Source organism: Pseudomonas mediterranea CFBP 5447 (genome assembly GCF_000774145.1).
Lineage (GTDB): Bacteria > Pseudomonadota > Gammaproteobacteria > Pseudomonadales > Pseudomonadaceae > Aquipseudomonas > Aquipseudomonas mediterranea.
In genome coordinates, this window is sequence record NZ_KN322987.1 from 59356 (window position 1) to 83506 (window position 24151).

Below are 24151 nucleotides of genomic sequence, written 5' to 3' on the forward strand. Positions count from 1 at the left end.
AACCCTTGTGGAGATCCCCCCTTATGCCACTGTCCCTGGCGAACATGCGCCGTCAGTACACCCGCGATGGCCTGGACGAAACCCATGCCCCCGACGATCCACTGGCACTGTTCGGGCTATGGATGCGACAGGCCCGGGAAACCGAGAGCCCTCCGGTCGAGGCCAACAGCATGGTCCTGTCCACCGTGGACGAGCAGGGCCGCCCCCATGCCCGGGTGCTGTTGCTCAAAGGCTTCGACGAAAACGGTTTCACGTTTTTCGGCAACTATGGCAGTGGCAAGGGCCGGGACCTGGCAATCAATCCGTGGGCGGCGATGACGTTCTTCTGGCCGGGCCTGGAGCGCCAGGTGCGCATCGAGGGGCAAGTTCGCCGGCTCGATCCCGCACTGTCGGATGCCTATTTCCATTCCCGCCCGCTGGCCAGCCGGCTCGGGGCCTGGGCGTCGCCGCAAAGCCAACCGCTGGACAATCGTGCCGCGCTGGAAAGCTTGTTGGCATATGCCGAACAACGTTTCGCCGACCAACCGGTACCGCGCCCGGAGCAGTGGGGCGGCTATTGCCTGCAACCCGAGCGACTGGAGTTCTGGCAGGGCCGCGCCGATCGCTTGCATGACCGCCTCGACTATCGCCGGCAGGATGGCGGGTGGAAGCGCAGCCGTCTGGCGCCCTGAGCGCCGGGGGAGGTACCTCCATAGAGGAATAGGCCCGGCATCGATTGCGGTTCAGGCTGGGCCATCTTTTCTGACAGGACGGCTGATCATGGCCCATCTGACGCAACGCCACTTCCAACCACTGAACATTGCGGTACTTACCATCAGCGATACCCGCAGCTTCGACACCGATACCTCCGGCCAGACCCTCGTCGATCTGTTGCAAACAGCCGGTCACGTACTGATCGACCGGGGGCTGGTGAAGGACGACATCTACCAGATCCGCGCCCAGGTTTCGCAGTGGATCGCCGACTCCAAGGTGCAAGTGGTATTGATGACCGGCGGCACCGGTTTCACCGCCCGCGATAACACGCCACAAGCGGTGGCACCCTTGCTGGACAAACAGGTGGACGGCTTTGGCGAATTGTTCCGCCAGGTCTCGCTGGCGGAGATTGGTATGTCCAGCCTGCAATCCCGCGCATTGGCCGGCATGAGCAATGGCGTGCTGGTGTGCTGTCTGCCGGGTTCGCCGGGGGCTTGTCGGACCGGTTGGGAACAGATCCTGGCCGGGCAGTTGGACAGTCGCACCGGGCCGTGCAATTTCACCCCCCATCTCAAGCCCCAGGCGGGCGTCGCGCCAGTGGCCTGCGAGACGCGGCCATGAGCGGCCACGGATGTGGATCGGCGTGCGACAGTGGAACGCTGATGCCGGTGGATGAGGCCATCCGTCACCTGCTCGACCAGGCGCCACCGCCGCCACCGATCCAGCGAGTCGGCCTGGACCAGGCCCTGGGTCATGTGCTCGCTGCCGATGTCCTCTGCCCGATGAACCTGCCTGCCTGGGACAACAGCGCCATGGACGGCTACGCGCTGCGGGCCGCCGACCTGTCTCCCGTCGGAGGATACCTGGCGTTGAGCGGACGAATCGCCGCCGGCGATGGCCCCGGTGAGCCATTGCGGGAAGGCCAGGCGGTACGGATTTTCACCGGCGCACCCTTGCCGCCGGGTGCCGACACCGTAGTGCCCCAGGAGAGCTGCCGGGAGGAGGGCGAGCGGGTCTGGATGCCGGCGGCCAGGCCAGGGGACCATGTGCGCAAGGAGGGTGAAGAGCTGCGCCAAGGCGAACGATTGTTCAACGCCGGTACGCGCTTGCGGGCCCAGGAACTGGGGCTGCTGGCCGGCGCCGGGATCGCCCGGGTGAAGGTCTATCGCCCATTGCGGGTTGTCCTGCTCAGCAGCGGCGACGAACTGCGTGAGCCGGGTGAGCCCTTGGCGCCGGGGCAGATCTATAACAGCAATCGCCGCAGCATCGCCGCGTTGTTGCGTGGCTGGGGTTTCGAGGTGCATGACTTCGGCGTCATGCCCGATCGACTCCAGGCCAGCCAGCAGGCGCTGAGCCTGGCGGCCGCCGACTGCGACGTGCTGTTGACCTCCGGCGGCGTCTCCGTGGGCGAGGAAGACCATCTCAAACAAGCCATCGAGCGCCTCGGCAGCCTCGACCTCTGGCGCCTGGCGATACAACCGGGCAAGCCCCTGGCCTTCGGCGAGGTGGCCGGTACGCCCTGGATCGGCTTGCCGGGTAATCCGTCGGCGGCGCTGATCACGGCGCTGGTGGTAGTGCGGCCGTTCCTGTTCCGCGCCCAGGGCATGGCTCAGGTGCTACCCGTGCCCTTGCATTTGCCGGCCGGTTTCGACTGGTTGCAGCGCAACCGTCGCCGCCAGTACCTGCGGGCCCGATTGGTGCCGGACGCCGAAGGTCATCTGTGCGTGGTGCCGCACCCGCAACAGAGTTCGGCCATGTTGACCGCCGCCTGCTGGGCCGATGGATTGGCGGTGGTGGAGTGCGAAGCCAAGGTGCACAAGCACGACCGGGTGATGTACCTGCCGTTCGCCGACCTGATGCATTGACGGCAATTGACTGCCGTCAAGGTCGCCGGCTGACGGCTGGCTAGACTGGCGGCGCCCCAGGTTTTCTCACGAGGATGCCCCATGCAACTGGTTTGCCCGGCAGGGAATCTGCCTGCCCTCAAAGCGGCGGTGCGCCAAGGCGCCGATGCCGTCTATGTCGGCTTTCGCGATGACACCAATGCCCGGCATTTCGCCGGGCTGAACATGGACGACAAACAGTTCGACGCGGCTGTCGCCCACATCCGCCAGCATCAACGCAAGCTCTATGTCGCCGTCAACACCTACCCGCAACCCAAGGGCTGGGAGCGCTGGCAGCGGGCGGTGGATCGTGCCGCCGATTTCGGCGTGGACGCCCTGATTGCCGCCGATCCCGGCGTGCTCGGCTATGCCAGCCAGCGTCATCCGAACCTGGCGCTGCACCTGTCCGTCCAGGGCTCGGCGACCCACGCCGCCGCCCTGGCGTTCTACGCCCAACGCTATGACATCCGGCGTGCCGTGCTGCCTCGGGTGCTGTCCCTGGCCCAGGTCCGGCAGGTGGCGGCGGGCAGCCCGGTGCCCATCGAGGTCTTCGGCTTCGGCAGCCTGTGCATCATGGCCGAGGGCCGTTGCCACTTGTCCTCCTACATCACCGGCGAATCACCGAATCTCTGTGGCGTCTGCTCGCCGGCGAAGGCCGTGCGCTGGAGCGAAGACGCCGAGGGGTTGAGTGCCCGTTTGAGCGAAGTGCTGATCGACCGCTACACCCCACAGGAGTCGGCCGGTTACCCGACCCTGTGCAAAGGCCGCTTCCTGGTGGGCGGCAAGCGCTTCCATGCATTGGAAGAGCCCACCAGCCTGGACACCCTGGACCTGCTGCCGGAGTTGACGGCCATCGGCGTCGAGGCGGTGAAAATCGAAGGCCGCCAACGCAGCCCCGCGTACGTGGAACAAGTGACCCGGGTCTGGCGCGCCGCGCTGGATGCACACCGGGCCGCGCCGCAGCGTTTTCGCGTGCGCGAAGAATGGCGCCAGGTGCTGGCCGGTCTGTCGGAAGGCAGCCAGACCACCCTGGGTGCCTACCATCGATCATGGCAATGAGGAAGGCCAGATGAAGCTCAGCCTGGGACCGGTCCTGTTCTACTGGGACAAAACACAACTGGGAAATTTCTACGCCGAGATGTCGGCCTTGCCACTGGATGTGATCTACCTGGGGGAGACGGTGTGCTCCAAGCGCCGGGCCTTTTCCCTGGATCAATGGCTGGGGTTGGCCCGCGAACTACAGGCGTGCAGCCAGGCCCAGATCGTGCTGTCGAGCCTGACGCTGATCGAGGCGGCCTCGGAGTTTTCCACGTTGCGTCGCCTGTGCGACAACGGCCAATTGCTGGTGGAGGCCAACGACATGGGCGCCGTGCAAGTGCTGGCCGAGCGCAAACTGCCTTTTGTCGGCGGGCCGGCGCTGAACCTGTACAACGGTCACGCCCTGGCGCAGTTGCTCGACAGCGGCATGATCCGCTGGGTGCCACCGGTGGAATGTTCGGCGGCGCTGATCAGCGATGTACTGGAGCAAGTGCGGGAAATGGATCGTGAAGTGCCCGAGGTGGAAATCTTCGCCTACGGTCATCTGCCCCTGGCTTACTCGGCGCGCTGCTTCACCGCCCGGGCGGAAAACCGACCCAAGGACGACTGCCAGTTCTGTTGCATCAACTACCCCGACGGCCTGGCGTTGAGCAGCCAGGAAGGCCAGCAACTGTTCACCCTCAACGGCATCCAGACCCTGTCTGGCGAGGTGAGCAACTTGCTGGCCGATTACAACGCCTTGAAGGCATGCGGTGCCGACGTGCTGCGCCTGAGTCCGCGGGCCCAGGGCATGGCCGAGGTGGTCATGGCCTTCGACCGGGTCCGCCAGGGCGAGGCGCCGCCGCTGTTTGTGGAAGGGTGTAACGGCTACTGGCACGGCCATGCCGGCATGCTCAAAGTAGAGGAGGCGGGGCTGTGCTGAGTCCGAAGAAGTGGATGCTCAAAGGCGCCGACCGCTTGCTGCCGTTGATCGGCAAGGTACCGTTCGTGGTGCAGCGCCTGGCGTTGCAGCAGGCGCTCAATCGGTGCCTGGCCGAACCGCTGCGCGATGGCGGGTTCGATGTGCTGCGTGATCGTTGGTTGTGCCTGCGGGTGCCTGACCTGGGCTTGCGCTGGTACCTGACGCTGGGGCGCGAGGGCCTGCGCATCGCCGAACGCGCCGAAGCCCAGGTCACCATCAGCGGCAACTGGCGCGAGTTCCTGCTGCTCGCCAGTCGTCAGGAAGACCCCGATACGCTGTTCTTCCGACGGCGGCTGGTCATCGAAGGCGATACCGAACTGGGATTGGCACTGAAGAACCTGATCGACAGCCTCGATCCGGACGTGTTGCCGCCCTGGTTGTGGCGCAACCTGGAGCGGGCGGGGAAAGGCCTGGCAACGGTGGGATGAGATGAAGGCTCTCGATGATTTGCCCCTGGTGTACTCCTGCTCCGGCTGCTCCAACGTCGCGCAGCTGGCCAATACCGTCGCCCTGCGCCTGGATCGCGCAGGCCTGGCCGAGATGTCCTGCATTGTCGGGGTGGGCGGGCATGTCGCGGCGCTGGTCAACAAGGCCCGCTCGGGACGGCGGATCATTGCGCTGGACGGCTGCCCCTTGCAATGCGTGCAGGGCTGTTTGCAGCAGCACGCATTGCAGGCGGATGTGCATGTGATCCTGAGCCAGTTGGGCTTGCGCAAGCGGTATGGGGTCGATTGCACGGATGAGCAGGGGGATGTGCTGTTCGAGCATCTGGTGCCGATGATGAAGGGTGTGCCAGAGACAGACTAAAGGGCGCAAGACCTGTGGCGAGGGAATTTGCTCCCTCGCCACAAAACAGCGGTGCTATTGCTGGTAATCCGCCAGCGCATCCTCGGCCAGGATGCGAATGTTGCGTCGCTCCATGGCGATCAAGCCGCCGTCCACCAGGCGATGGAGAATGCGCGAGAAGGTTTCCGGCTGAATGCCCAGCTTGGAGGCCACCAGGCGCTTGGACACTTGCAGCACCACCTGGCCGTCGCGGGGATCGCGTTCCTGCAACAGGAAATTGATGACACGCCGGCTGGCGCTGGCCAGGGTCAGGTTGTCGATGTCCTTGAGGCGCTGGTGCAAGTGCATGCTGATGCTCGCCAGAATCGCCAGGCAGACCTTGGGCTGGTCTTCCAGGGCCTTGCGATAATGGGTGCCTTCGATACTCACCAGCACACTGTCCTTGATCGCCGCCGCGCTTACCGGATAGCAACGGGCCTGGCTGAACAGCAGCGCCTCGGCGAAGGTCTGGCCGGGCTGGATGATCTCCACGAGGTTCTCCTGGCCTTCGCCAGTGACCCGGAACAGCTTCACCTGGCCGCTGATCAGCAAGAAAAACCGCTTGGCCGGGTCGCCCTGATGCATGAGCGTGCCGTTGCACTCCAGGCGCTTGAGCACGGCCAGGTTGCACACCTCTTCGAAGACGCGCTCCGGCAAGTGGCTGAACAAATGGTGACGACGCAACATTAGAACGATGGAAGGGTGAGTCAGCATGGCGTACCTCCGCGTGCCGTCATGGTAGAACCCCAAGCGCCGCCGGCCTATGCCTCGGCAGGCCTACCTCCGAAGAGGGATGGGGTCGTGAGTTTCCTCCGAACCCACAATGTGATCTGTGCCAGACACAAAACCAGCAGACACCCGGAACTACTGTGGGAGCGAGCCTGCTCGCCAGAGCGGTGTGTCAGCTTGCCCGGATGTTGGCTGTGCCGACGCCATCGCGGGCAAGCCCGGCTCCCACAGGGATTTGTGTCGGACGCAGAGCTAATCGGCACCAGAAACCACTGTGGGAGCGAGCCTGCTCGCGATAGCGGTGTGTCTGCTTGCCGGGATGTTGGCTGTGCCGACGCCATCGCGAGCAGGGCTCACTCCCACAGGGGATCTGGGGCAGACACACTGCCTGCAAGCACCAGGTGGGGGAGCTGGTTCAGCCGGCTCCGCGCAAATGCTCCATCGCCCAGACCGCCGCCTCGACCCGCGAGCGCAAGCCGAGCTTGTGCAGCAGGTTTTTGACGTGGACCTTGACCGTGCCTTCGGTGATGCCCAGTTTGTGCCCGATGACTTTGTTGCTGTGGCCGCTGGCGATGGTCTTGAGGACCTGGCGTTCGCGTTCGGTCAGTTCCACTTCGGGCTGGCGCGGTGGCGAGCGCAGGGCCTGGGCCATGACGCGGGTCAGGCCGGGACTGATCACCAGGGCTCCACCGAGGGCATCGCGGATGTACTGGATCAGCAATTCGGGCTCCATGTCCTTGAGCAGGTAACCATTCGCGTCCAGGCGCAGGGCATCGCGGATGTCGTCCTCGGCGTCGGACACGGTGAACAGCAGTACCTTGCCGCTGTAGTGCATGGCCCGCAGTCGACGCAGGGTCTCGATGCCGTTCAGATGCGGCATGTTGTTGTCCAGCAGCACCAGGTCGGGCTTGAGCGGCTCGATCAGCGCCAGGGCTTCTTCGCCATGGCTGGCTTCGCCGACGATCTGCAGATCGTCTTCGAGTTCGAGCATCTGGCGGATCCCGCGACGCATCATCGGATGGTCGTCGACCAGGAGCAGGGAGTGGCGCAGGGGGGCGTTCATGTGGCAAGGCCTTCGGTGTGTTGACCCAGGAATTCCGGTTGGAAGCGCACCTGGATACGGGTGCCCTGGGGTGTTCGGGAGAGAATCTGCAATTGGCCGCGCAGGCTGCGGGCCCGTTCGTTCATGATGTTCAGGCCATGGTGTTCGCGCTGGTCCACCTCACCGCTGAACCCACGGCCATCGTCTTCGATCGACAATTGCACCGTCTCGCCTTCCTGGCGCAACTGCAGCCAGGCGTTCTCGGCATGGGCATGGCGCAGGCAATTGGACAAGGCTTCGCGGGTGATCTGCAGAATGTGGATCTGCTCGCTGGCCGATAGCTCGAAGGCCAGGGTGTCGATGAACAGATGCACCTGGAAATCCCCGCGGGCGGAGAACTCCTCGGCGGTGTCCTTGAGTTCCTCCACCAGGCCATCGTCATGGATCTGCAAGCGAAAGGTGGTCAGCAATTCGCGCAACTGGCGATAGGCATTGTTGAGTCCTTCGCGCAGCTCGCCGGTGACGGTTTCCAGGGTCTGCACCGGTTCGCCGCGACGCATCAGGGTCTGCATGCGGCTGACTTGCAACTTCATGTAGGACAAGGCCTGGGCCAGGGAGTCATGCAACTCCCTGGCAATGATCGTGCGTTCGTCGAGCAACAACAGGCGATGGTCCTGCTCGCGCTGGCGCTTGAGGGACAGCGAGGTGCCGATCAGGTTGGCCAGGGCCTGGATCAGCGCGGTCTCCCAGGGTTGGGCCGCGTGGCCGTCGACAAAGTGCGCCTTGAGTTCGCCCAGCTCATTGCCCTGGTTGCTGATGCTGAACGTCAGTGGCTGCGCCGCACCGTGTTTCTGGCAGTTGGCGCAATCGCTGCTGGCGCAGATCTCGCGGTTGTTGGCGCCATGAATGGCCAACAGGTGCCGCGCGGGTGCCTGCAACTGCCCCTGCAGGCACAGTGACAGGCGCAGCCCCGGCAGCCGTTGCTGGAAGCGCTGGATCAATTCATCCAGCCCCTTGGCATTGGCCTGTCGCGTCGCCAGGCTGCGGCTGCTCTGGTACAGCAGCTCCAGGGCAGCATTGGCCTGTTGCAGGTTCAAGGTCTTTTGCCGGACCTGGTTCTCCAGGGTGCGATGGGATTCCTCGATGGTCTCGGCCATGGTGTTGAAGCTCGTCGCCAACTGGCCCAACTCATCCTCGGACTGATGATTGACCCGCACCTGGAATTCGCCACGGCGAAAGCGCTGGGTCGCGACCACCAGCTCCTGCAAGGGGCTGACCACGCTGTACTGCAATTCGTACAGGCCGACCAGCAGGATGATCATGGTGCTGAACAACGCCATGCCCTGGATCGTCTGCTGCCAGCCCTGTTTGTGCTCGCTCTGGCGTTGCAGCAGGGTGACGAACTGGTCCAGTTGCTCGACGAACGAACGGGCACTGTCCTGGAAGAACGCCGAGTCGCCGCGCTCGACGGCAGGGCGCAGGGTCTGGTTCCAGCGTTGCAGGAGATCGCGATAACTCTGGTGCAGGGCCGTGCTCGGACCGTCTTCCAGCACGACGCGAAGGGCAGGGCTATTGAGGCGTTGCTGCAGGCTGTCGATGATCGGGGCGATGTCCCCGGTGGCACCGGCCGCCAGTTTCCAACTGAGGTGGTAGGTCTCCATGCGCACCGAACCGGCGGTGTTGATCGCTGCTGCGTCGCCCTGGCTGAACCAGGCGATCAACCCGGCGCTCAGGGAGCTGGCCAGGGCGAGGATGGCGATGAGAATCACCGCGACCCCGGCGCGGGCGGGCAGGGAACTGCGCAGCCAGCCCATCATTGTGGCTGGCTCTGGAAAAAAAGGTTCAAGCCTGACATGGGGCGTCCCGGACCAGGGGTGTTGCAGCCGTCCTGGGCGCACTACCTCTAAAGAGTTGTTGGCCGTTCCGTTTCGATAAAAGCTTCGGCCAACTCGGTCAAGAGATTGATAAACAAAGGGTTTTATCAATTTCAAGGTCTACCCCTTTGGAGGTAGACGGGCCCAGCATAGGCCAGGATGGCTCCAGGGCTCGTTGACCCAGGTCAAGTTTTTAACGGGTTCGCATCACTAGGCTGCGCTCATCGAATCGAGGGGAGTGCAGCGTGATGCGAGCGCAAGTGCAACAAGGGCTGGTACTGGGGATGAGTACCCTGGCCTTCACCGTGTGCTTCATGGTCTGGATGATGTTTGCCGTCCTGGGCGTTCCGATCAAGGAAATGCTCGCGCTTAACGAAACCCAATTCGGCCTGCTGGCCGCCACCCCGGTCCTGACCGGCTCGCTGGTGCGCCTGCCCCTGGGAATCCTGACCGATCGCTTTGGCGGGCGGATCGTGTTCTTCCTGTTGATGCTGTCCTGCGTGTTGCCGCTGTACCTGATCACCCTGGCGACCGCGTTCTGGCAATTCCTGGTGCTGGGCCTGTTCGTCGGCCTGGCCGGCGGTTCCTTTTCGGTCGGCGTCGCCTACGTCGCCAAGTGGTTCGACAAACAGAACCAGGGCTTCGCCATGGGTGTGTTCGGCGCCGGCAACGCCGGTTCCGCGCTCACCAAATTCCTCGCCCCGGGCCTGATCGCCCTGGGCACCTGGCACCTGGTGCCGAAGGTGTTCAGCGCCATCCTGTTCATCACCGCGCTGTTGTTCTGGTTCCTCACCGCTGAGAAGAAAGAGCACCGCAGCGTCGGTGGCGCGAGCCTGCGCGAACAACTCAAGGCGTTGAAAGAACCGGCCGTGTGGCGCTACTGCCAGTACTACTCGATCGTGTTCGGTGGCTATGTCGCCCTGGCCCTGTGGATGACCAAGTACTACGTACAGGAATACGGTTTCAGCCTGCAAAGCGCCGCGCTGCTGGCCGCCTGCTTTTCCCTGCCGGGCGGCGTTCTGCGGGCCGTCGGCGGCTGGATGTCGGATCGCTGGGGCGCCCAGAGCGTGACCTGGTGGGTGCTGTGGATCAGCTGGATCTGCCTGTTCCTGCTGTCCTACCCCCAGACCCAGCTGCAAGTGCACACCGTCAACGGCATCGTCGATTTCCACATCGGCCTCAACGCCACGCTGTTCACCGTGCTGCTGTTCGTGATGGGCATTGCTTTCGCGTTCGGCAAGGCCTCGGTCTTCAAGTACATCGCCAACGACTACCCCAAAAACATGGGTGCGGTATCCGGCATCGTCGGTCTGGCCGGCGGCCTGGGCGGCTTCGTGCTGCCGATCCTGTTCGGTGCCCTGGTGGACCTCACCGGCGTGCGCTCGTCCTGCTTCATGTTGCTGTACGGCGTGGTCTGGGTCTCCCTGATCTGGATGTACCTCAGCGAAATCCGCAAGCGCCCGCTGCTGGGCAAGCAACCACTTGCCAGCCAACCCCCGTTTTCCAGCATTGCCCAAGGAGAAGAACATGTCCGTTCTGCAAACGCCTGACAAAGGCCCGGTCATTCATGACTGGCGCCCGGAAGACCCTGCCTTCTGGGGCCGCAGTGGCAAACAGACCGCGCGCCGCAACCTGTGGATCTCGATCCCGGCGCTGCTGCTGGCCTTCGCGGTGTGGATGGTCTGGAGCACGGTGATCGTGCGCCTGAATGCCATCGGTTTCAGCTTCAGCACCGACCAGTTGTTCTGGCTGGCGGCTCTACCGGGGCTGTCCGGCGCGACCTTGCGCATCTTCTATTCGTTCATGGTGCCGATCTTCGGCGGACGCCGCTGGACCGCCCTGAGCACCGCGTCGCTGCTGCTACCCGCGCTGTGGATGGGCTTCGCCGTGCAGAATCCGGCCACGCCCTACAGCGTGTTCGTGCTGATCGCGCTGCTCTGCGGCTTTGGCGGTGGCAACTTCGCTTCGAGCATGTCCAACATCAGCTTCTTCTATCCCAAGTCCCAGCAGGGCACCGCCCTGGGCCTGAACGCCGGCCTGGGCAACCTGGGCGTGTCGGTGATGCAGTTCAGCGTGCCGCTGGTGATTTCCTTCGGTGTGTTCGGTTTCATGGGCGGTCAACCGCAGGTGCTGGCCGACGGCAGCTCGTTGTGGTTGCAGAACGCCGGGTTCATCTGGGTGCCGTTCATCCTCGCCGTGACCTTGATTGCCTGGTTCGGCATGAATGACCTATCCAGTGCCCGTGCTTCGTTCAGCGAGCAGGCGGTGATTTTCAAGCGCAAGCACAACTGGCTGATGTGCTGGCTGTACCTGGCCACGTTCGGCTCGTTCATCGGCTTCTCCGCCGCGTTCCCATTGCTGATCAAGACCTCGTTTCCGGACGTCATCGCTCTCAAGTTCGCTTTCCTCGGCCCTCTGGTGGGTGCCCTGGTGCGGCCATTGGGCGGCTGGCTGGCGGACAAACTCGGTGGCGCGAAAGTCACCCTGTGGAACTTCGTGCTGATGATCGCGATGGTGTTCGGCGTCATGCACTTCCTGCCGCAAGGCGGCCAGGGCGGTAGCTTCTACGGCTTCCTCGGCATGTTCATGCTGCTGTTCATCACCACCGGCGTGGGCAACGGTTCGACCTTCCGCATGATCCCGGTGATCTTCCGCACCCTTCACGAAAAGGCCGCCCTGGGCAAGAAGCCCGAGCAGCGTGAGCAAGCGCTCAAGAACGCCGGCAAGGAATCGGCCGCGGTGCTGGGTTTCAGCTCGGCCATGGGGGCGTTCGGCGCGTTCTTCATTCCCAAGTCCTTCGGCACTTCGATGGCCCTGACCGGCGGCCCGGAGATGGCCTTCTACATGTTCGTCGGCTTCTACCTGAGCTGCATCGTGGTGACCTGGTGGTGGTACGCGCGCAAGGGCGCCGCGACCCCCTGCTAAGACGAATTCAAACAGTGGCCTGTACGGTTAATTAGCGTGCTCAAGTTCGAGTGTCAGGACTCGTCGGGCAAGGCGCCATGACGAGTCGTAGCCCGCTACGGCGAGGAATGGCAACGCAGCTTGACGAGTCCTGGCGCCGAAATTGAGTGCGCTAATTAGCCACACAGGCCACCAGTGCGTGGGCGGGGCGCAGACCCCGCGGAGCAAGCCTGAGAGGAAAGACATTGTGAGTCATTTACTGGATCAACTGCGGTTCTTCAACCGCAAGCAAGGCGAGTTTTCCGAGGGGCATGGCGAGACCCGCAAGGAGTCCCGGGACTGGGAGAACGTCTATCGTTCCCGCTGGCAGTACGACAAGATCGTGCGTTCCACCCATGGGGTGAACTGCACCGGCTCGTGCTCGTGGAAAATCTACGTCAAGAACGGCCTGATCACCTGGGAAACCCAGCAGACCGACTACCCGCGCACCCGCAACGACCTGCCCAACCACGAGCCGCGCGGCTGCCCTCGCGGCGCCAGCTACAGCTGGTACATCTACAGCGCCAATCGGCTCAAGTACCCGAAGGTGCGCAAGCCATTGCTCAAGCTGTGGCGTGAAGCCCGGCAGACCCTGCCGCCGGTGGAGGCCTGGGCCAGCATCGTCGAGAACAAGGCCAAGGCCGACTCGTACAAGAGCAAGCGCGGCATGGGTGGCTTCATCCGTTCCAACTGGGAAGAAGTCAACGAAATCATCGCCGCCGCCAACGTCTATACCGTCAAGCGACATGGCCCTGACCGGGTGGTGGGCTTCTCGCCGATCCCGGCCATGTCGATGGTCAGCTACGCCGCCGGCGCTCGCTACCTGTCGCTGATCGGTGGCGTGTGCCTGAGCTTCTACGACTGGTACTGCGACTTGCCGCCAGCCTCGCCGATGGTCTGGGGCGAGCAGACCGACGTGCCGGAATCGGCCGACTGGTACAACTCCAACTACATCATTGCCTGGGGCTCCAACGTCCCGCAGACCCGTACCCCTGACGCGCACTTCTTTACCGAGGTGCGCTACAAGGGCACCAAGACCGTGGCAATTACCCCGGACTATTCGGAAGTCGCCAAGCTCACCGACCTGTGGCTCAACCCCAAGCAGGGCACCGACGCGGCACTGGCCCAGGCCTTCAACCATGTGATCTTCAAGGAATTTCACCTGGACAAGCCGAGCGCCTATTTCACCGATTACGCCAAGCGCTACACCGACCTGCCGGTGCTGGTGATGCTCAAGCCGATGCTCGGCACGGCGCCGGGCGCGGGTTTCCAGCCGGACCGTTTCCTGCGGGCCAGCGACCTCACCGCTAACCTCGGCCAGGACAACAACCCCGAGTGGAAAACCATCGCCCTCGATGCGGCCGGCGAACTGGTCTCGCCCCAAGGCTCCATCGGCTATCGCTGGGGTGAGAAGGGCAAGTGGAACATCCTGCCCCGCGAAGGCGGCGAGGGGCGTGAGATCGACCTCAAGCTGAGCCTGATCGGCGGCGACGTAGCCGAAGTGGCCTTCCCGTACTTCGCCGGCGAAACCCAGGAGCACTTCCAGCACGTGGCCGGTGACGCGGTGCAGTTCCGCCGGGTGCCGGTGCACAGCGTAGTGCTGGCCGACGGCAGCGTGGCGAAAGTCGCCACCGTATTCGACCTGTCCGCCGCCAACCTGGCGATCGACCGTGGCCTGGGCGGCGCCAACGTGGCCAAGGACTACAACGACGCCTCGGTGCCCGGCACCCCGGCCTGGCAGGAGCAGATCACCGGCGTCAGCCGCGAGAAGGCGATCCAGATCGCCCGTGAGTTCGCCGACAACGCCGACAAGACCCGTGGTCGCTCGATGATCATCGTCGGTGCGGCGATGAACCACTGGTACCACATGGACATGAACTACCGCGGGCTGATCAACATGCTCATGCTCTGCGGTTGCATCGGCCAGACCGGCGGTGGCTGGGCCCACTACGTCGGCCAGGAAAAACTCCGCCCGCAGTGCGGCTGGCTGCCCCTGGCCTTCGGCCTGGACTGGAACCGTCCTTCGCGGCAGATGAACGGCACCAGTTTCTTCTACGGCCACAGCTCTCAATGGCGCCACGAGAAGATGAGCATGCACGATGTGCTCTCGCCCCTGGCGGACAAGTCGCAGTTCCCCGAGCACGCCCTGGACTACAACATCCGCGCCGAACGTGCCGGCTGGTTGCCGAGCGCGCCGCAGCTCAACACCAACCCACTGCACATCTGCCGCGATGCCGCCGCCGCAGGCATGGAACCCAAGGACTACGTGGTCAAGTCCTGGCAGGACGGGTCGCTACGCTTTGCCTGTGAACAGCCCGACAACCCGGTGAACTTCCCGCGCAACATGTTCATCTGGCGCTCCAACCTGTTGGGTTCCTCGGGCAAGGGCCACGAGTACATGCTCAAGTACCTGCTCGGCACCAGGAACGGTGTGATGAACGAGGACATCGGCCAGGTCGGCGACTGCAAACCGACCGAGGCCGAATGGGTCGACGAGGGCGCCATCGGCAAACTCGACCTGGTGACTACCCTGGACTTCCGCATGTCTTCGACCTGCGTGTATTCCGACATCGTCTTGCCGACCGCCACCTGGTACGAAAAAGACGACATGAACACCTCGGACATGCACCCGTTCATCCATCCGTTGTCGGCGGCCATCGACCCGGCCTGGGAGTCGCGTTCGGACTGGGAAATCTACAAGGGCATCGCCAAGGCGTTCTCGGCCATGGCGGTCGGACACCTGGGTGTCGAGAAGGACCTGGTCACCGTACCGTTGATGCACGACAGCGTCGGCGAGCTGGCCCAACCGTTTGGCGGCACCGACTGGAAAACCGCCGGCGAGGCGCCGCAACCGGGCAAGAACGCGCCGAACCTGCAAGTGGTGGAGCGCGACTACCCGAACATCTACAAGCAATACACCTCCCTGGGCCCGCTGCTCGAGAAGCTCGGTAATGGTGGCAAGGGCATCAACTGGAACACTGACACCGAAGTGAAATTCCTTGGCGAGCTGAACCACCACGAAGTGGACGCGGGCATCAGCCAGGGCCGGCCAAAAATCGACAGCGCCATCGATGCCGCCGAAGTGATCCTGTCCCTGGCCCCGGAAACCAACGGCCACGTAGCGGTCAAGGCCTGGGCGGCGCTGTCGGAATTCACCGGCATCGACCACAGCCACCTGGCCGTATCCAAGGAACACGAGGCGATCCGCTTCCGCGACATCCAGGCCCAGCCGCGCAAGATCATTTCCAGCCCGACCTGGTCCGGCCTGGAAGACGATCACGTGAGCTACAACGCCGGCTACACCAACGTTCATGAGTCGATCCCATGGCGCACCATCACCGGCCGCCAACAGTTCTACCAGGATCACCCTTGGATGCAGGCGTTCGGCGAACAGCTGATGAGCTACCGGCCACCGGTCAACACCCGGACCATCGAAGGGGTGAAGGGCAAGCGCAGCAACGGCGAGCCCGAGATCGTCCTCAACTGGATCACGCCGCACCAGAAGTGGGGCATCCACAGCACCTACACCGACAACCTGTTGATGCTCACCTTGAGCCGTGGCGGGCCGATCATCTGGCTCTCCGAGATCGACGCCCGGCGCGCCGGCATCGAAGACAACGATTGGGTCGAGTGCTTCAACGCCAACGGCGCGCTGACCGCCCGGGCGGTGGTCAGCCAGCGGGTCAAGGAGGGCATGGTGATGATGTACCACGCCCAGGAACGGATCGTGAACGTGCCCGGTTCGGAAACCACCAAGACCCGTGGCGGCCACCACAACTCGGTGACCCGCGTGGTGCTCAAGCCCACCCACATGATCGGTGGCTACGCCCAGCAGGCCTACGGTTTCAATTATTACGGCACGGTCGGCTGCAACCGCGACGAATTCGTCGTGGTGCGCAAGATGGCCAAGGTCGACTGGCTCGACGGTTCCAGCGGCGATGACCTGCCGCGTCCCCTGCCGACTGAGCTGGATTGAGGAGATTGAAATGAAGATTCGTTCACAGATCGGCATGGTCCTGAACCTGGACAAATGCATCGGATGCCACACCTGTTCGATCACCTGCAAGAACGTCTGGACCAGCCGTGAAGGCATGGAATACGCCTGGTTCAACAACGTCGAGACCAAGCCCGGCATCGGCTACCCCAAGGAATGGGAAAACCAGGACAAGTGGAAGGGCGGCTGGATCCACAATGCCGACGGCTCGATCAACCCGCGCATCGGCGGCAAGTTCCGCGTGTTGGCGAACATCTTCGCCAACCCGGACCTGCCGGGCCTGGACGACTACTACGAACCGTTCGACTTCGACTACCAGCACCTGCACACCGCGCCCCTGGGTGAGCACCAGCCCACCGCGCGGCCGCGCTCGCTGGTCTCCGGCAAGCGCATGGAAAAGATCGAGTGGGGTCCGAACTGGGAGGAAATCCTCGGCACCGAGTTCGCCAAGCGGCGCAAGGACAGGAACTTCGACAAGATCCAGGCGGACATCTACGGCGAGTACGAAAACACTTTCATGATGTACCTGCCGCGCCTGTGCGAGCACTGCCTGAACCCGGCGTGCGCGGCGTCGTGCCCGAGCGGCGCGATCTACAAGCGCGAAGAGGACGGCATCGTCCTGATCGACCAGGAAAAATGCCGCGGCTGGCGCATGTGCATCAGCGGCTGCCCGTACAAGAAGATCTACTTCAACTGGAAGAGCGGCAAGTCGGAAAAATGCATTTTCTGCTACCCGCGCATCGAAGCCGGGATGCCAACGGTCTGTGCGGAAACCTGCGTCGGCCGGATCCGCTACCTCGGCGTGCTGCTGTATGACGCCGACCGCATCAGCGAAGTGGCGAGCACCGCCAACGAACAGGACCTGTACGAGAAGCAACTGGAGATCTTCCTCGATCCGAACGACCCGGCGGTGATTCGCCAGGCCCTGGCCGATGGCGTGCCGCAGTCGGTGATCGACTCGGCACAGCGCTCGCCGGTCTACAAGATGGCCGTGGACTGGAAACTCGCGCTGCCGCTGCACCCGGAATACCGCACCTTGCCGATGGTCTGGTACGTGCCGCCACTGTCGCCGATCCAGAACGCTGCCGCCGCCGGCACCGTGGGCATGAATGGGGTTATCCCGGACGTCGACAGCCTGCGCATTCCGCTGCGCTACCTGGCCAACCTGCTGACCGCCGGCGATGAGAAGCCCGTCAAGCTGGCCCTCAAGCGCCTGCTGGCAATGCGTGCCTACAAGCGTTCCGAACAGGTGGATGGTGTGAAAGACCTGCAAGTGCTGGCCGATGTCGGCCTGAGCGTGAACCAGGTCGACGAGATGTACCGCTACCTGGCCATCGCCAACTACGAAGACCGTTTCGTCGTGCCGAGTGCTCACCGCGAAGATGCCATGAGCGACGCGTTCGCCGAGCGCTCCGGGTGCGGCTTCAGCTTCGGCAGCGGTTGCAGCGGCAGTTCCGACACCAACATGTTCGGCGGCAAGAAGGCCAACCGTCGCGACGTGATCAAGACCGTACAGTTGTGGGAGGACTGAGCATGCGCATTCTCAAGGTGATTTCGTTGTTGCTCGACTACCCGACCGAGACCCTGGTGGCCGGTCGTGACGAGCTGGAGCAAGCGATTCTCCAGGCGCGGGAAATCAGTCCCAACCAGCGCGCCGGGCTGTTCGAGTTGCTGGAGGTGATCTGCGCCAAGGACCTGATGGACGGCCAGGAGCACTACGGCGCGTTGTTCGGCCGCGGCCGTTCGCTGTCGTTGTTGCTGTTCGAACATGTCCATGGCGAGTCCCGCGACCGGGGCCAGGCCATGGTGGACATGATGGCCCAGTACGAGGCGGCCGGTTTCGCCATCGGCGTCAAGGAGCTGCCCGACTACATCCCGTTGTACCTGGAGTTTCTCTCCACCCGCGAAGACCTCGAGGCCCGCGAGGGCCTCGCGGATGTCGCGCACCTGCTGGCCTTGCTTGCCGCGCGCCTGGATGAGCGTGAAAGCGCCTACGCCAGTTGCTTCCGGGCCTTGCTGCAAATCGCCGGGGCCGAACCCCAGGGCGCGGTCGCCGAGCTGCGGGAGCAAGTGAAGGCCGAGCCACGGGACGACTCCCTGGAAGCCCTGGATCGGGTCTGGGAGGAAGAGGCGGTGGATTTCATGAAGGCCGAACAGCAGGACCGTTGCAGTTCGCTGCCGAGCTCGCCGGGCAGGGCCCGGGAAGAAAGTGCGGTGCCGTTGCACTGGGTGGATTTTCAGCATGAAGGGCGGGCCGCTGCGCCGGCCGGGGAGGTGGGCAATGTCTAAGTGGGATCTGTTGTTGTTCGGGGTCTACCCCTATGTCGCCCTGGCGATTTGTCTGCTCGGCAGTTGGGCGCGTTTCGACCTGTCCCAGTACACCTGGAAGGCCGGCTCCAGCCAGATGCTGAACAAGCGCGGCATGCGTGTGGCGAGCAACCTGTTCCACGTCGGCGTGCTGTTCGTGTTGGCGGGGCACTTTGTTGGCCTGCTGACGCCGTCGGCGGTCTACCACCATGTGCTGAGCACCGAGAACAAACAGCTATTGGCGATGGTTTCCGGTGGCTTTTTCGGCGTACTGGGCCTGATCGGCTTGCTGATGCTGCTGAACCGGCGCCTGAGCGACCCACGGGTGCGCGCTACGTCCAATACCTCGGACATCCTGGTGTTGGTGGTCCTGTTGGTGCAACTGGTGCTGGGGCTGATGACCATCGTTGCCTCCACCGCCCACATGGACGGTTCGGTGATGGTGATGCTGGCCGACTGGGCGCAGAACACGGTGCTGTTGCGTCCGGTGGAAGCCGCTACGTCGATGGCGCCGGTGGGCCTGGTCTACAAGCTCCACGTGCTGCTGGGCCTGACCCTGTTCGTGCTGTTCCCGTTCACCCGCCTGGTGCACATCGTCAGCGCGCCGGTCTGGTACCTGGGACGGCGTTATCAAATCGTTCGGCAGAAATTCTGAGGAGGCGATCATGGCCAGTGGATGCGGATGTGGTGGCGGTAACGGCGGCAGCGGCGGTTGTGGTTCTTCGGCAAAGGCGGCGCCCGTGGCGGATGTCGCGCCCGTCGGGGCGGTGCAGTTCGAGCCGGTGGCGGTTGATGAAGCACCGCCGCAGTTGATTGCCAGTAGCGAACAGGAATGGCCGATCATCAGCGTCAACGGGGTGTCGATCACCCCGCAGGCGATGGCCCAGGAGCTGCAGTACCACCCGGCGCAGAGCCGGGAGGACGCGGTCTACCAGGCCGCGCGGGCCCTGGTGATTCGCGAATTGCTCCAGCAACGCATCGCCGAGCTGGGCTTGTCCCTGCAGGTCGGTGCCGGTGAAAACGAAGAGGAGGCGGCGACGCGGCTACTGCTCGAACGCGAAGTGCAGGTGCCGCAATGCGACGAGGCGACCTGCCAACGTTACTACGAAAGCAACCGCGCGCGCTTTCACAGCGCGCCGTTGCTGGCGGTGCGGCACATCCTGCTCGAGTGTGCGCCGGACGACGCCGAGGGGCGCAGCCTCGCGCATGTCCAGGCCGAGCTGCTGCTGGAAAGACTGGACCAGGCCCCGGGCAGCTTCGCCGACCTGGCCCAGAAGTACTCGGCCTGTCCGTCCAAGGAGCAGGGCGGGTCGCTGGGGCAGATCAGCAAGGGCCAGACCGTGCCGGAGCTGGAGCGTCAGTTATTCGCCTTGCCGGCGGGACTGTGCGGCAAACCCCTGGAGAGTCGCTACGGCTGGCACGTGATCAGCATCGACCAGCGCATCGACGGCCAGCCGTTGCCTTACGAGGCGGTGGCGGCGGCGATCCGCACCCAGCTGCAGCAGGGCGTCTGGCAGAAAGCGTTGGTGCAGTACCTGCAAACCCTGATCGGTGCGGCGGACATCCGCGGCATTCATCTTCAGGGCGCCGACTCGCCGCTGGTGCAATGAGCATCGACTCGAACAGGGGGGCATTCATGAACGCTGTGCTGCAGGATGGATTTGGGCGCCAGATCGATTATTTGCGGATGTCGGTGACCGACCGTTGTGATTTTCGTTGTGTGTATTGCATGGCGAAGAACATGACCTTCCTGCCGCGTCAGCAGGTATTGACCCTGGAAGAGCTCCAGCGGTTGGCGCGGCTGTTCGTTGGCCTGGGGGTGAAGAAGATCCGCCTGACCGGCGGCGAGCCGCTGATCCGCCCGGGCATCGTCGGGTTGTGCCGCGACATCGCGGCATTGCCCGGGCTGCGGGAGCTGGTGATGACCAGCAACGGCTCGCAGCTCGGGCGTCTGGCCAGGCCGCTGGTCGATGCCGGCGTCAAGCGCATGAACATCAGCCTCGACAGCCTGGACGGCGAGCGTTTTCGGGCTATCACCCGCAACGGCAGCCTCGACCAGGTGCTGGCCGGCATCGAAGCGGCGAAGACGGCCGGGTTCGAGCGGATCAAGCTCAACTGCGTGGTGATGAAAGGACGCAATTTCGATGAGGTGCCGGCGTTGGTGCAGTACGCCATCGAGCAGCGCATCGACATCAGCTTCATCGAAGAAATGCCGTTGGGGGAGGTAGGGCGTTCCCGGGGCGAGTCGTTCTGTTCCAGCGATGAGGTCCGGGCCGTGATCGCCCGTCATCACCGCTTGCTCGACAGCGCCGAGAACAGCGGCGGGCCGGCGCGCTATGTGCGCCTGGAGCGCCACCCCGGCACGCGAATCGGCTTCATTTCGCCGAACACCCACAACTTCTGCGCCAGTTGCAACCGGGTGCGCATGACCGTTGAGGGGCGCTTGCTGCTGTGCCTTGGACAAGAGAACTCCCTCGACCTGCGTGGCCTGCTGCGGCGCTATCCGCTGGAGGATCGGCCTGTGATCCAGGCGGTGCAACAGGCCTTGCGCGGCAAACCCCTGCGCCACGATTTCGACCCGGGTGGGGAAGTGCAGATTGTGCGGTTCATGAATATGAGTGGGGGGTGAGGATAGGCGTCGCCTGGACTGGCGCTATCGCGAGCAGGCTCGCTCCCACATGGGTTTGGGGTGATGGGGAGATTTGTGTTCACCCAGGTCCCCTGTGGGAGCGAGCCTGCTCGCGATGACGTCGGCCCAGTCACATCCCTATCAACTGACTCCCCTCCGATTCTTGACATCAGTCAATTGCAAACCAGCCTCCAACCCGTACTCTCCACTGCATATTGTGTTTTATGAACTTCAAAAGCCTATATGTAGTGTCTGGAGCCCAAATGCAAAGCACGTTGATTTCAGTAGGGTGCAACCGCCTGCACAAGCGCGACGGCAGTGTGGTCGCCTTCGATGCGGACAAGATCCGCCAGGCGCTGATCGCCGCCGGCAAGGCCACCGGCGAGTACGCCGAGGTTGAAGCCGAAGCGCTGCTCAACGCCGTGCTGGCCCGGTTGGAAGGGCAGTCGCGATTGAACGTCGAGCAGATCCAGGATCGGGTCGAGCGGGTGTTGATGGACGCCGGTTTCTTCCTCGCCATGCGCGCCTACATCGTCTACCGCGAGCAACATGGACGCTTGCGCCGGGATCGTCGGACCCTGGTGGAAGTCGCCACGTCGATGAACGAGTACCTCGACCGCGAAGACTGGCGCGTGCAGGCCAACGCCAACCAGGGCTATTCCCTCGGCGGGTTGATCCTCAACGTGTCGGGCAAGGTCACCGCCAACTATTGGCTCGACGAGGTCTACAGCCGTGCCATCGGCGAGGCGCATCGCGAGGCCGATCTGCATATCCATGACCTGGACATGCTCGCCGGCTACTGTGCCGGCTGGTCCCTGCGCACGCTGTTGCACGAAGGCCTCAACGGCGTGCCGGGGCGGGTCGAGGCCGGGCCGCCCAAGCATCTGAGCAGCGCCCTGGGGCAGATGGTGAATTTCCTCGGCACCCTGCAGAACGAATGGGCCGGGGCCCAGGCCTTCAGCTCGTTCGACACTTACCTGGCACCGTACGTGCGCAAGGATCGGCTCAGCTACGACGAGGTCCGCCAGTCGTTGCAGGAGTTCATCTACAACCTCAACGTACCCTCGCGCTGGGGCACGCAAACGCCGTTTACCAACCTGACGTTCGACTGGGTCTGCCCGCAGGACCTGCGTGAACAGATCCCGGTGATCGGCGGCGAAGAAATGCCGTTTGCCTACGGCGACCTGCAAGCCGAAATGGAGTTGATCAACCGTGCCTACATCGAGGTGATGCAGGCCGGCGATGCGAAAGGGCGGGTGTTCACCTTCCCGATCCCGACCTACAACATCACCCATGACTTCCCATGGGACAGCGAAAACGCCGACCGCCTGTTCGAAATGACGGCCCGCTACGGCTTGCCGTACTTCCAGAATTTCCTCAACTCGGACATGCAGCCCAACCAGGTGCGATCGATGTGCTGCCGCCTGCAACTGGACGTGCGCGAGCTGCTCAAGCGCGGCGGCGGTTTGTTCGGTTCGGCGGAGCAGACCGGCTCGCTGGGGGTGGTGACGATCAACTGCGCCCGGCTGGGCTACCTGTACAAGGGCAACACCAGCGCGCTGTTGCAACGCCTCGATGCCCTGATGGAGCTGGCGAAGGAGAGCCTGGAGGTCAAGCGTAAGGTGATCCAGCACCACATGGACGCCGGCCTGTATCCCTACACCAAGCGCTACCTGGGCACCTTGCGCAATCACTTCTCCACCATCGGCGTGAATGGCCTGCACGAAATGCTGCGCAATTTCACCGATGACCAACAGGGCCTGCACACCGAGCAGGGCCGCGAGTTCGCGCTGCGGTTGCTCGATCATGTGCGGGCGACGCTGCTGCGCTTCCAGGAGGAGACCGGCCACCTCTACAACCTGGAAGCCACGCCCGCCGAAGGCACCACCTACCGCTTCGCCAAGGAAGACCTCAAGCGCTACCCCGATATCCTGCAGGCCGGCAGCCCGGTCGCGCCGTACTACACCAACTCTTCGCAATTGCCGGTGGGGTTTACCGAGGACCCATTCGAGGCTTTGGAACTGCAGGACGAACTGCAATGCAAATACACCGGCGGCACCGTGTTGCACCTGTACATGGCCGAGCAGATTTCTTCCACCCAGGCTTGCAAGCAATTGGTGCGCAAGGCCTTGGGGCGGTTCCGGCTGCCGTACCTGACGGTCACGCCGACATTTTCGATCTGCCCGGTGCACGGCTACCTGGCTGGCGAACACGAGTTCTGTCCCAAATGCGACGAGGCGTTGTTGCTGCAACAGCAACAGGCACGCAGCGTCCACTGATCCGATCATCCACCGCAAGGAGTTTCACCATGAATGAATCGCGCAACCTTCCGCAGACCCAGCGCCAACGTTGTGAAGTCTGGACCCGGGTGATGGGTTATCACCGCCCGGTGGCGGCGTTCAATCCGGGCAAGCAGTCCGAGCACCGCGAGCGGGTGCATTTCACCGAACGCGCGGCCGGGCGTCCATGAGTCGAGTGCTACGGGTCGGGGGCATGGTGCCCCTGACCACCCTCGATTATCCGGGCCAACTGGCCTGCGTACTGTTTTGCCAGGGCTGCGCCTGGCGTTGTCGTTATTGCCATAACCCGCAACTGATCCCGCCCCGTGGCAACGAAGAGGTGGATTGGTGCCGGGTGCTGGCGTTCCTTCAACGCCGCCAGGACCTGCTCGACGCCGTGGTGTTCAGCGGCGGTGAGCCGACCTTGCAGGACGGCCTGGGCCCGGCCATGGAGGAGGTGCGACAGATGGGTTTTCGCATCGGCCTGCACAGCGCCGGCATCAAGCCGGCGGCGTTCGCCAAGGTGGTCGGGCAAGCCGACTGGGTGGGCTTCGACGTCAAGGCCCTGGCCGAAGATGCCCTGGACGTGACCCGGGTCGAAGGCAGCGGCACGGCCAACTGGCGCAGCCTCGACCATCTGCTGGACAGCGGCGTGGATTACGAGTGCCGCACCACGGTGCATTGGCATCTGTTCGACCCCGAGCGGTTGCTGACCCTGGCCCGGCGCTTGAGCGAACGAGGTGTCAGCCGGTTCGCCGTGCAATTGGTGCGCACGGCCCGGATGCTCGACCCGCACCTCTCCAGCGTTTCGGCACACGCCTTGCAGCCCGAACTGTGGGCCGCCCTGCGGGAGCTGTTTCCCTCGTTCGTGTTGCGCAGCTAAGCCTGGTCGGGACGAACGACACAGCGGCTCGGGATGACCGGGCCACTCTTTTTTCCAAGGTTTTCAAATGC

At 63.7% G+C, this 24151-nt stretch carries 21 protein-coding genes; 18 read left to right on the top strand and 3 right to left on the bottom strand.

Annotation, left to right across the window (positions count from 1 at the left end; all coding sequences use genetic code 11):
* The first annotated feature begins 23 nt into the window (after nt 1-23).
* The 7 genes from pdxH to N005_RS20505 all read left to right on the top strand — a co-directional run bounded on the left by pdxH (nt 24) and on the right by N005_RS20505 (nt 5382).
* The gene (gene pdxH / locus N005_RS20475; protein ID WP_047702853.1) at nt 24-671 is read left to right on the top strand and encodes a pyridoxamine 5'-phosphate oxidase; all 648 of its coding nucleotides are present in this window, start codon (nt 24-26) and stop codon (nt 669-671) included.
* 88 nt (nt 672-759) lie between these two features.
* Entirely contained in the window at nt 760-1314 is a 555-nt protein-coding gene (gene moaB, locus N005_RS20480) for a molybdenum cofactor biosynthesis protein B (RefSeq protein ID WP_047702854.1), read from the top strand.
* On the top strand, nt 1311-2558 hold the full coding sequence (locus N005_RS20485; RefSeq protein ID WP_047702855.1) for a molybdopterin molybdotransferase MoeA: 1248 nt from the start codon (nt 1311-1313) through the stop codon (nt 2556-2558). Before moaB ends, N005_RS20485 begins: the two co-directional genes overlap by 4 nt.
* Before the next feature lie 81 nt (nt 2559-2639).
* The gene (gene ubiU / locus N005_RS20490; RefSeq protein ID WP_047702856.1) at nt 2640-3635 is read left to right on the top strand and encodes a ubiquinone anaerobic biosynthesis protein UbiU; all 996 of its coding nucleotides are present in this window, start codon (nt 2640-2642) and stop codon (nt 3633-3635) included.
* Between the two features lie 10 nt (nt 3636-3645).
* On the top strand, nt 3646-4536 hold the full coding sequence (locus N005_RS20495) for a U32 family peptidase (RefSeq protein ID WP_047702857.1): 891 nt from the start codon (nt 3646-3648) through the stop codon (nt 4534-4536).
* The gene (ubiT, locus tag N005_RS20500; protein ID WP_047702858.1) at nt 4530-5003 is read left to right on the top strand and encodes a ubiquinone anaerobic biosynthesis accessory factor UbiT; all 474 of its coding nucleotides are present in this window, start codon (nt 4530-4532) and stop codon (nt 5001-5003) included. The genes N005_RS20495 and ubiT overlap by 7 nt, the downstream gene beginning before the upstream one ends.
* Before the next feature lies 1 nt (nt 5004).
* Nucleotides 5005-5382 (top strand): putative zinc-binding protein, encoded by a 378-nt coding sequence (locus N005_RS20505; protein WP_047702859.1) that lies wholly within the window; start codon nt 5005-5007, stop codon nt 5380-5382.
* 54 nt (nt 5383-5436) lie between these two features.
* Here N005_RS20505 and N005_RS20510 read toward each other — a convergent pair whose 3' ends face one another.
* The 3 genes from N005_RS20510 to N005_RS20520 all read right to left on the bottom strand — a co-directional run bounded on the left by N005_RS20510 (nt 5437) and on the right by N005_RS20520 (nt 8988).
* Nucleotides 5437-6114 carry a Crp/Fnr family transcriptional regulator gene (locus N005_RS20510; RefSeq protein ID WP_047702860.1) on the bottom strand — a complete coding sequence of 226 codons (678 nt, stop codon included), beginning with the start codon at nt 6112-6114 and terminating at the stop codon, nt 5437-5439.
* Nucleotides 6115-6544: 430 nt separating this feature from the next.
* Nucleotides 6545-7192: a two-component system response regulator NarL gene (gene narL, locus N005_RS20515; protein WP_047702861.1), complete on the bottom strand. Its 648-nt coding sequence runs from the start codon at nt 7190-7192 to the stop codon at nt 6545-6547.
* On the bottom strand, nt 7189-8988 hold the full coding sequence (locus N005_RS20520; protein WP_047702862.1) for a HAMP domain-containing protein: 1800 nt from the start codon (nt 8986-8988) through the stop codon (nt 7189-7191). Before N005_RS20520 ends, narL begins: the two co-directional genes overlap by 4 nt.
* Nucleotides 8989-9293: 305 nt before the next feature.
* On the opposite strand from N005_RS20520, the gene N005_RS20525 reads away from it, so the two are divergent.
* The 11 genes from N005_RS20525 (at nt 9294) to N005_RS20575 (ending at nt 24080) form a co-directional block, all read left to right on the top strand.
* The gene (locus N005_RS20525; RefSeq protein WP_392397519.1) at nt 9294-10595 is read left to right on the top strand and encodes an MFS transporter; all 1302 of its coding nucleotides are present in this window, start codon (nt 9294-9296) and stop codon (nt 10593-10595) included.
* Nucleotides 10573-11970: a NarK family nitrate/nitrite MFS transporter gene (locus tag N005_RS20530; RefSeq protein WP_047702864.1), complete on the top strand. Its 1398-nt coding sequence runs from the start codon at nt 10573-10575 to the stop codon at nt 11968-11970. Before N005_RS20525 ends, N005_RS20530 begins: the two co-directional genes overlap by 23 nt.
* A 226-nt stretch (nt 11971-12196) precedes the next feature.
* Nucleotides 12197-15964, top strand: a complete 3768-nt coding sequence (locus N005_RS20535) for a nitrate reductase subunit alpha (RefSeq protein ID WP_047702865.1) — start codon at nt 12197-12199, stop codon at nt 15962-15964.
* 10 nt (nt 15965-15974) lie between these two features.
* Nucleotides 15975-17513 (top strand): nitrate reductase subunit beta, encoded by a 1539-nt coding sequence (narH, locus tag N005_RS20540; protein ID WP_047702866.1) that lies wholly within the window; start codon nt 15975-15977, stop codon nt 17511-17513.
* Between the two features lie 2 nt (nt 17514-17515).
* Nucleotides 17516-18271: a nitrate reductase molybdenum cofactor assembly chaperone gene (gene narJ, locus N005_RS20545; protein WP_047702867.1), complete on the top strand. Its 756-nt coding sequence runs from the start codon at nt 17516-17518 to the stop codon at nt 18269-18271.
* Complete coding sequence (gene narI / locus N005_RS20550) at nt 18264-18944, top strand: respiratory nitrate reductase subunit gamma (protein WP_047702868.1); 681 nt, start codon at nt 18264-18266, stop codon at nt 18942-18944. Before narJ ends, narI begins: the two co-directional genes overlap by 8 nt.
* A gap of 10 nt (nt 18945-18954) precedes the next feature.
* On the top strand, nt 18955-19899 hold the full coding sequence (locus N005_RS20555) for a peptidylprolyl isomerase (RefSeq protein ID WP_047702869.1): 945 nt from the start codon (nt 18955-18957) through the stop codon (nt 19897-19899).
* Between the two features lie 26 nt (nt 19900-19925).
* The gene (moaA, locus tag N005_RS20560; protein ID WP_047702870.1) at nt 19926-20918 is read left to right on the top strand and encodes a GTP 3',8-cyclase MoaA; all 993 of its coding nucleotides are present in this window, start codon (nt 19926-19928) and stop codon (nt 20916-20918) included.
* Nucleotides 20919-21181: 263 nt separating this feature from the next.
* Nucleotides 21182-23197, top strand: a complete 2016-nt coding sequence (locus N005_RS20565) for a ribonucleoside triphosphate reductase (protein WP_047702871.1) — start codon at nt 21182-21184, stop codon at nt 23195-23197.
* 29 nt (nt 23198-23226) lie between these two features.
* The gene (gene nrdD / locus N005_RS29820; protein WP_047702872.1) at nt 23227-23388 is read left to right on the top strand and encodes an anaerobic ribonucleoside-triphosphate reductase; all 162 of its coding nucleotides are present in this window, start codon (nt 23227-23229) and stop codon (nt 23386-23388) included.
* Entirely contained in the window at nt 23385-24080 is a 696-nt protein-coding gene (locus tag N005_RS20575) for an anaerobic ribonucleoside-triphosphate reductase activating protein (protein ID WP_047702873.1), read from the top strand. The genes nrdD and N005_RS20575 overlap by 4 nt, the downstream gene beginning before the upstream one ends.
* Nucleotides 24081-24151 lie beyond the last annotated feature (71 nt).

Coding starts and splice junctions, on each gene's coding strand:
- pdxH (WP_047702853.1), top strand. CDS start 24: ATGCCACTGTCCCTGGCGAACATGCGCCGTCAGTACACCCGCGATGGC.
- moaB (WP_047702854.1), top strand. CDS start 760: ATGGCCCATCTGACGCAACGCCACTTCCAACCACTGAACATTGCGGTA.
- N005_RS20485 (WP_047702855.1), top strand. CDS start 1,311: ATGAGCGGCCACGGATGTGGATCGGCGTGCGACAGTGGAACGCTGATG.
- ubiU (WP_047702856.1), top strand. CDS start 2,640: ATGCAACTGGTTTGCCCGGCAGGGAATCTGCCTGCCCTCAAAGCGGCG.
- N005_RS20495 (WP_047702857.1), top strand. CDS start 3,646: ATGAAGCTCAGCCTGGGACCGGTCCTGTTCTACTGGGACAAAACACAA.
- N005_RS20505 (WP_047702859.1), top strand. CDS start 5,005: ATGAAGGCTCTCGATGATTTGCCCCTGGTGTACTCCTGCTCCGGCTGC.
- N005_RS20510 (WP_047702860.1), bottom strand. CDS start 6,114: ATGCTGACTCACCCTTCCATCGTTCTAATGTTGCGTCGTCACCATTTG.
- narL (WP_047702861.1), bottom strand. CDS start 7,192: ATGAACGCCCCCCTGCGCCACTCCCTGCTCCTGGTCGACGACCATCCG.
- N005_RS20520 (WP_047702862.1), bottom strand. CDS start 8,988: ATGATGGGCTGGCTGCGCAGTTCCCTGCCCGCCCGCGCCGGGGTCGCG.
- N005_RS20525 (WP_392397519.1), top strand. CDS start 9,294: ATGCGAGCGCAAGTGCAACAAGGGCTGGTACTGGGGATGAGTACCCTG.
- N005_RS20530 (WP_047702864.1), top strand. CDS start 10,573: ATGTCCGTTCTGCAAACGCCTGACAAAGGCCCGGTCATTCATGACTGG.
- narH (WP_047702866.1), top strand. CDS start 15,975: ATGAAGATTCGTTCACAGATCGGCATGGTCCTGAACCTGGACAAATGC.
- narJ (WP_047702867.1), top strand. CDS start 17,516: ATGCGCATTCTCAAGGTGATTTCGTTGTTGCTCGACTACCCGACCGAG.
- narI (WP_047702868.1), top strand. CDS start 18,264: ATGTCTAAGTGGGATCTGTTGTTGTTCGGGGTCTACCCCTATGTCGCC.
- N005_RS20555 (WP_047702869.1), top strand. CDS start 18,955: ATGGCCAGTGGATGCGGATGTGGTGGCGGTAACGGCGGCAGCGGCGGT.
- moaA (WP_047702870.1), top strand. CDS start 19,926: ATGAACGCTGTGCTGCAGGATGGATTTGGGCGCCAGATCGATTATTTG.
- N005_RS20565 (WP_047702871.1), top strand. CDS start 21,182: ATGCAAAGCACGTTGATTTCAGTAGGGTGCAACCGCCTGCACAAGCGC.
- nrdD (WP_047702872.1), top strand. CDS start 23,227: ATGAATGAATCGCGCAACCTTCCGCAGACCCAGCGCCAACGTTGTGAA.
- N005_RS20575 (WP_047702873.1), top strand. CDS start 23,385: ATGAGTCGAGTGCTACGGGTCGGGGGCATGGTGCCCCTGACCACCCTC.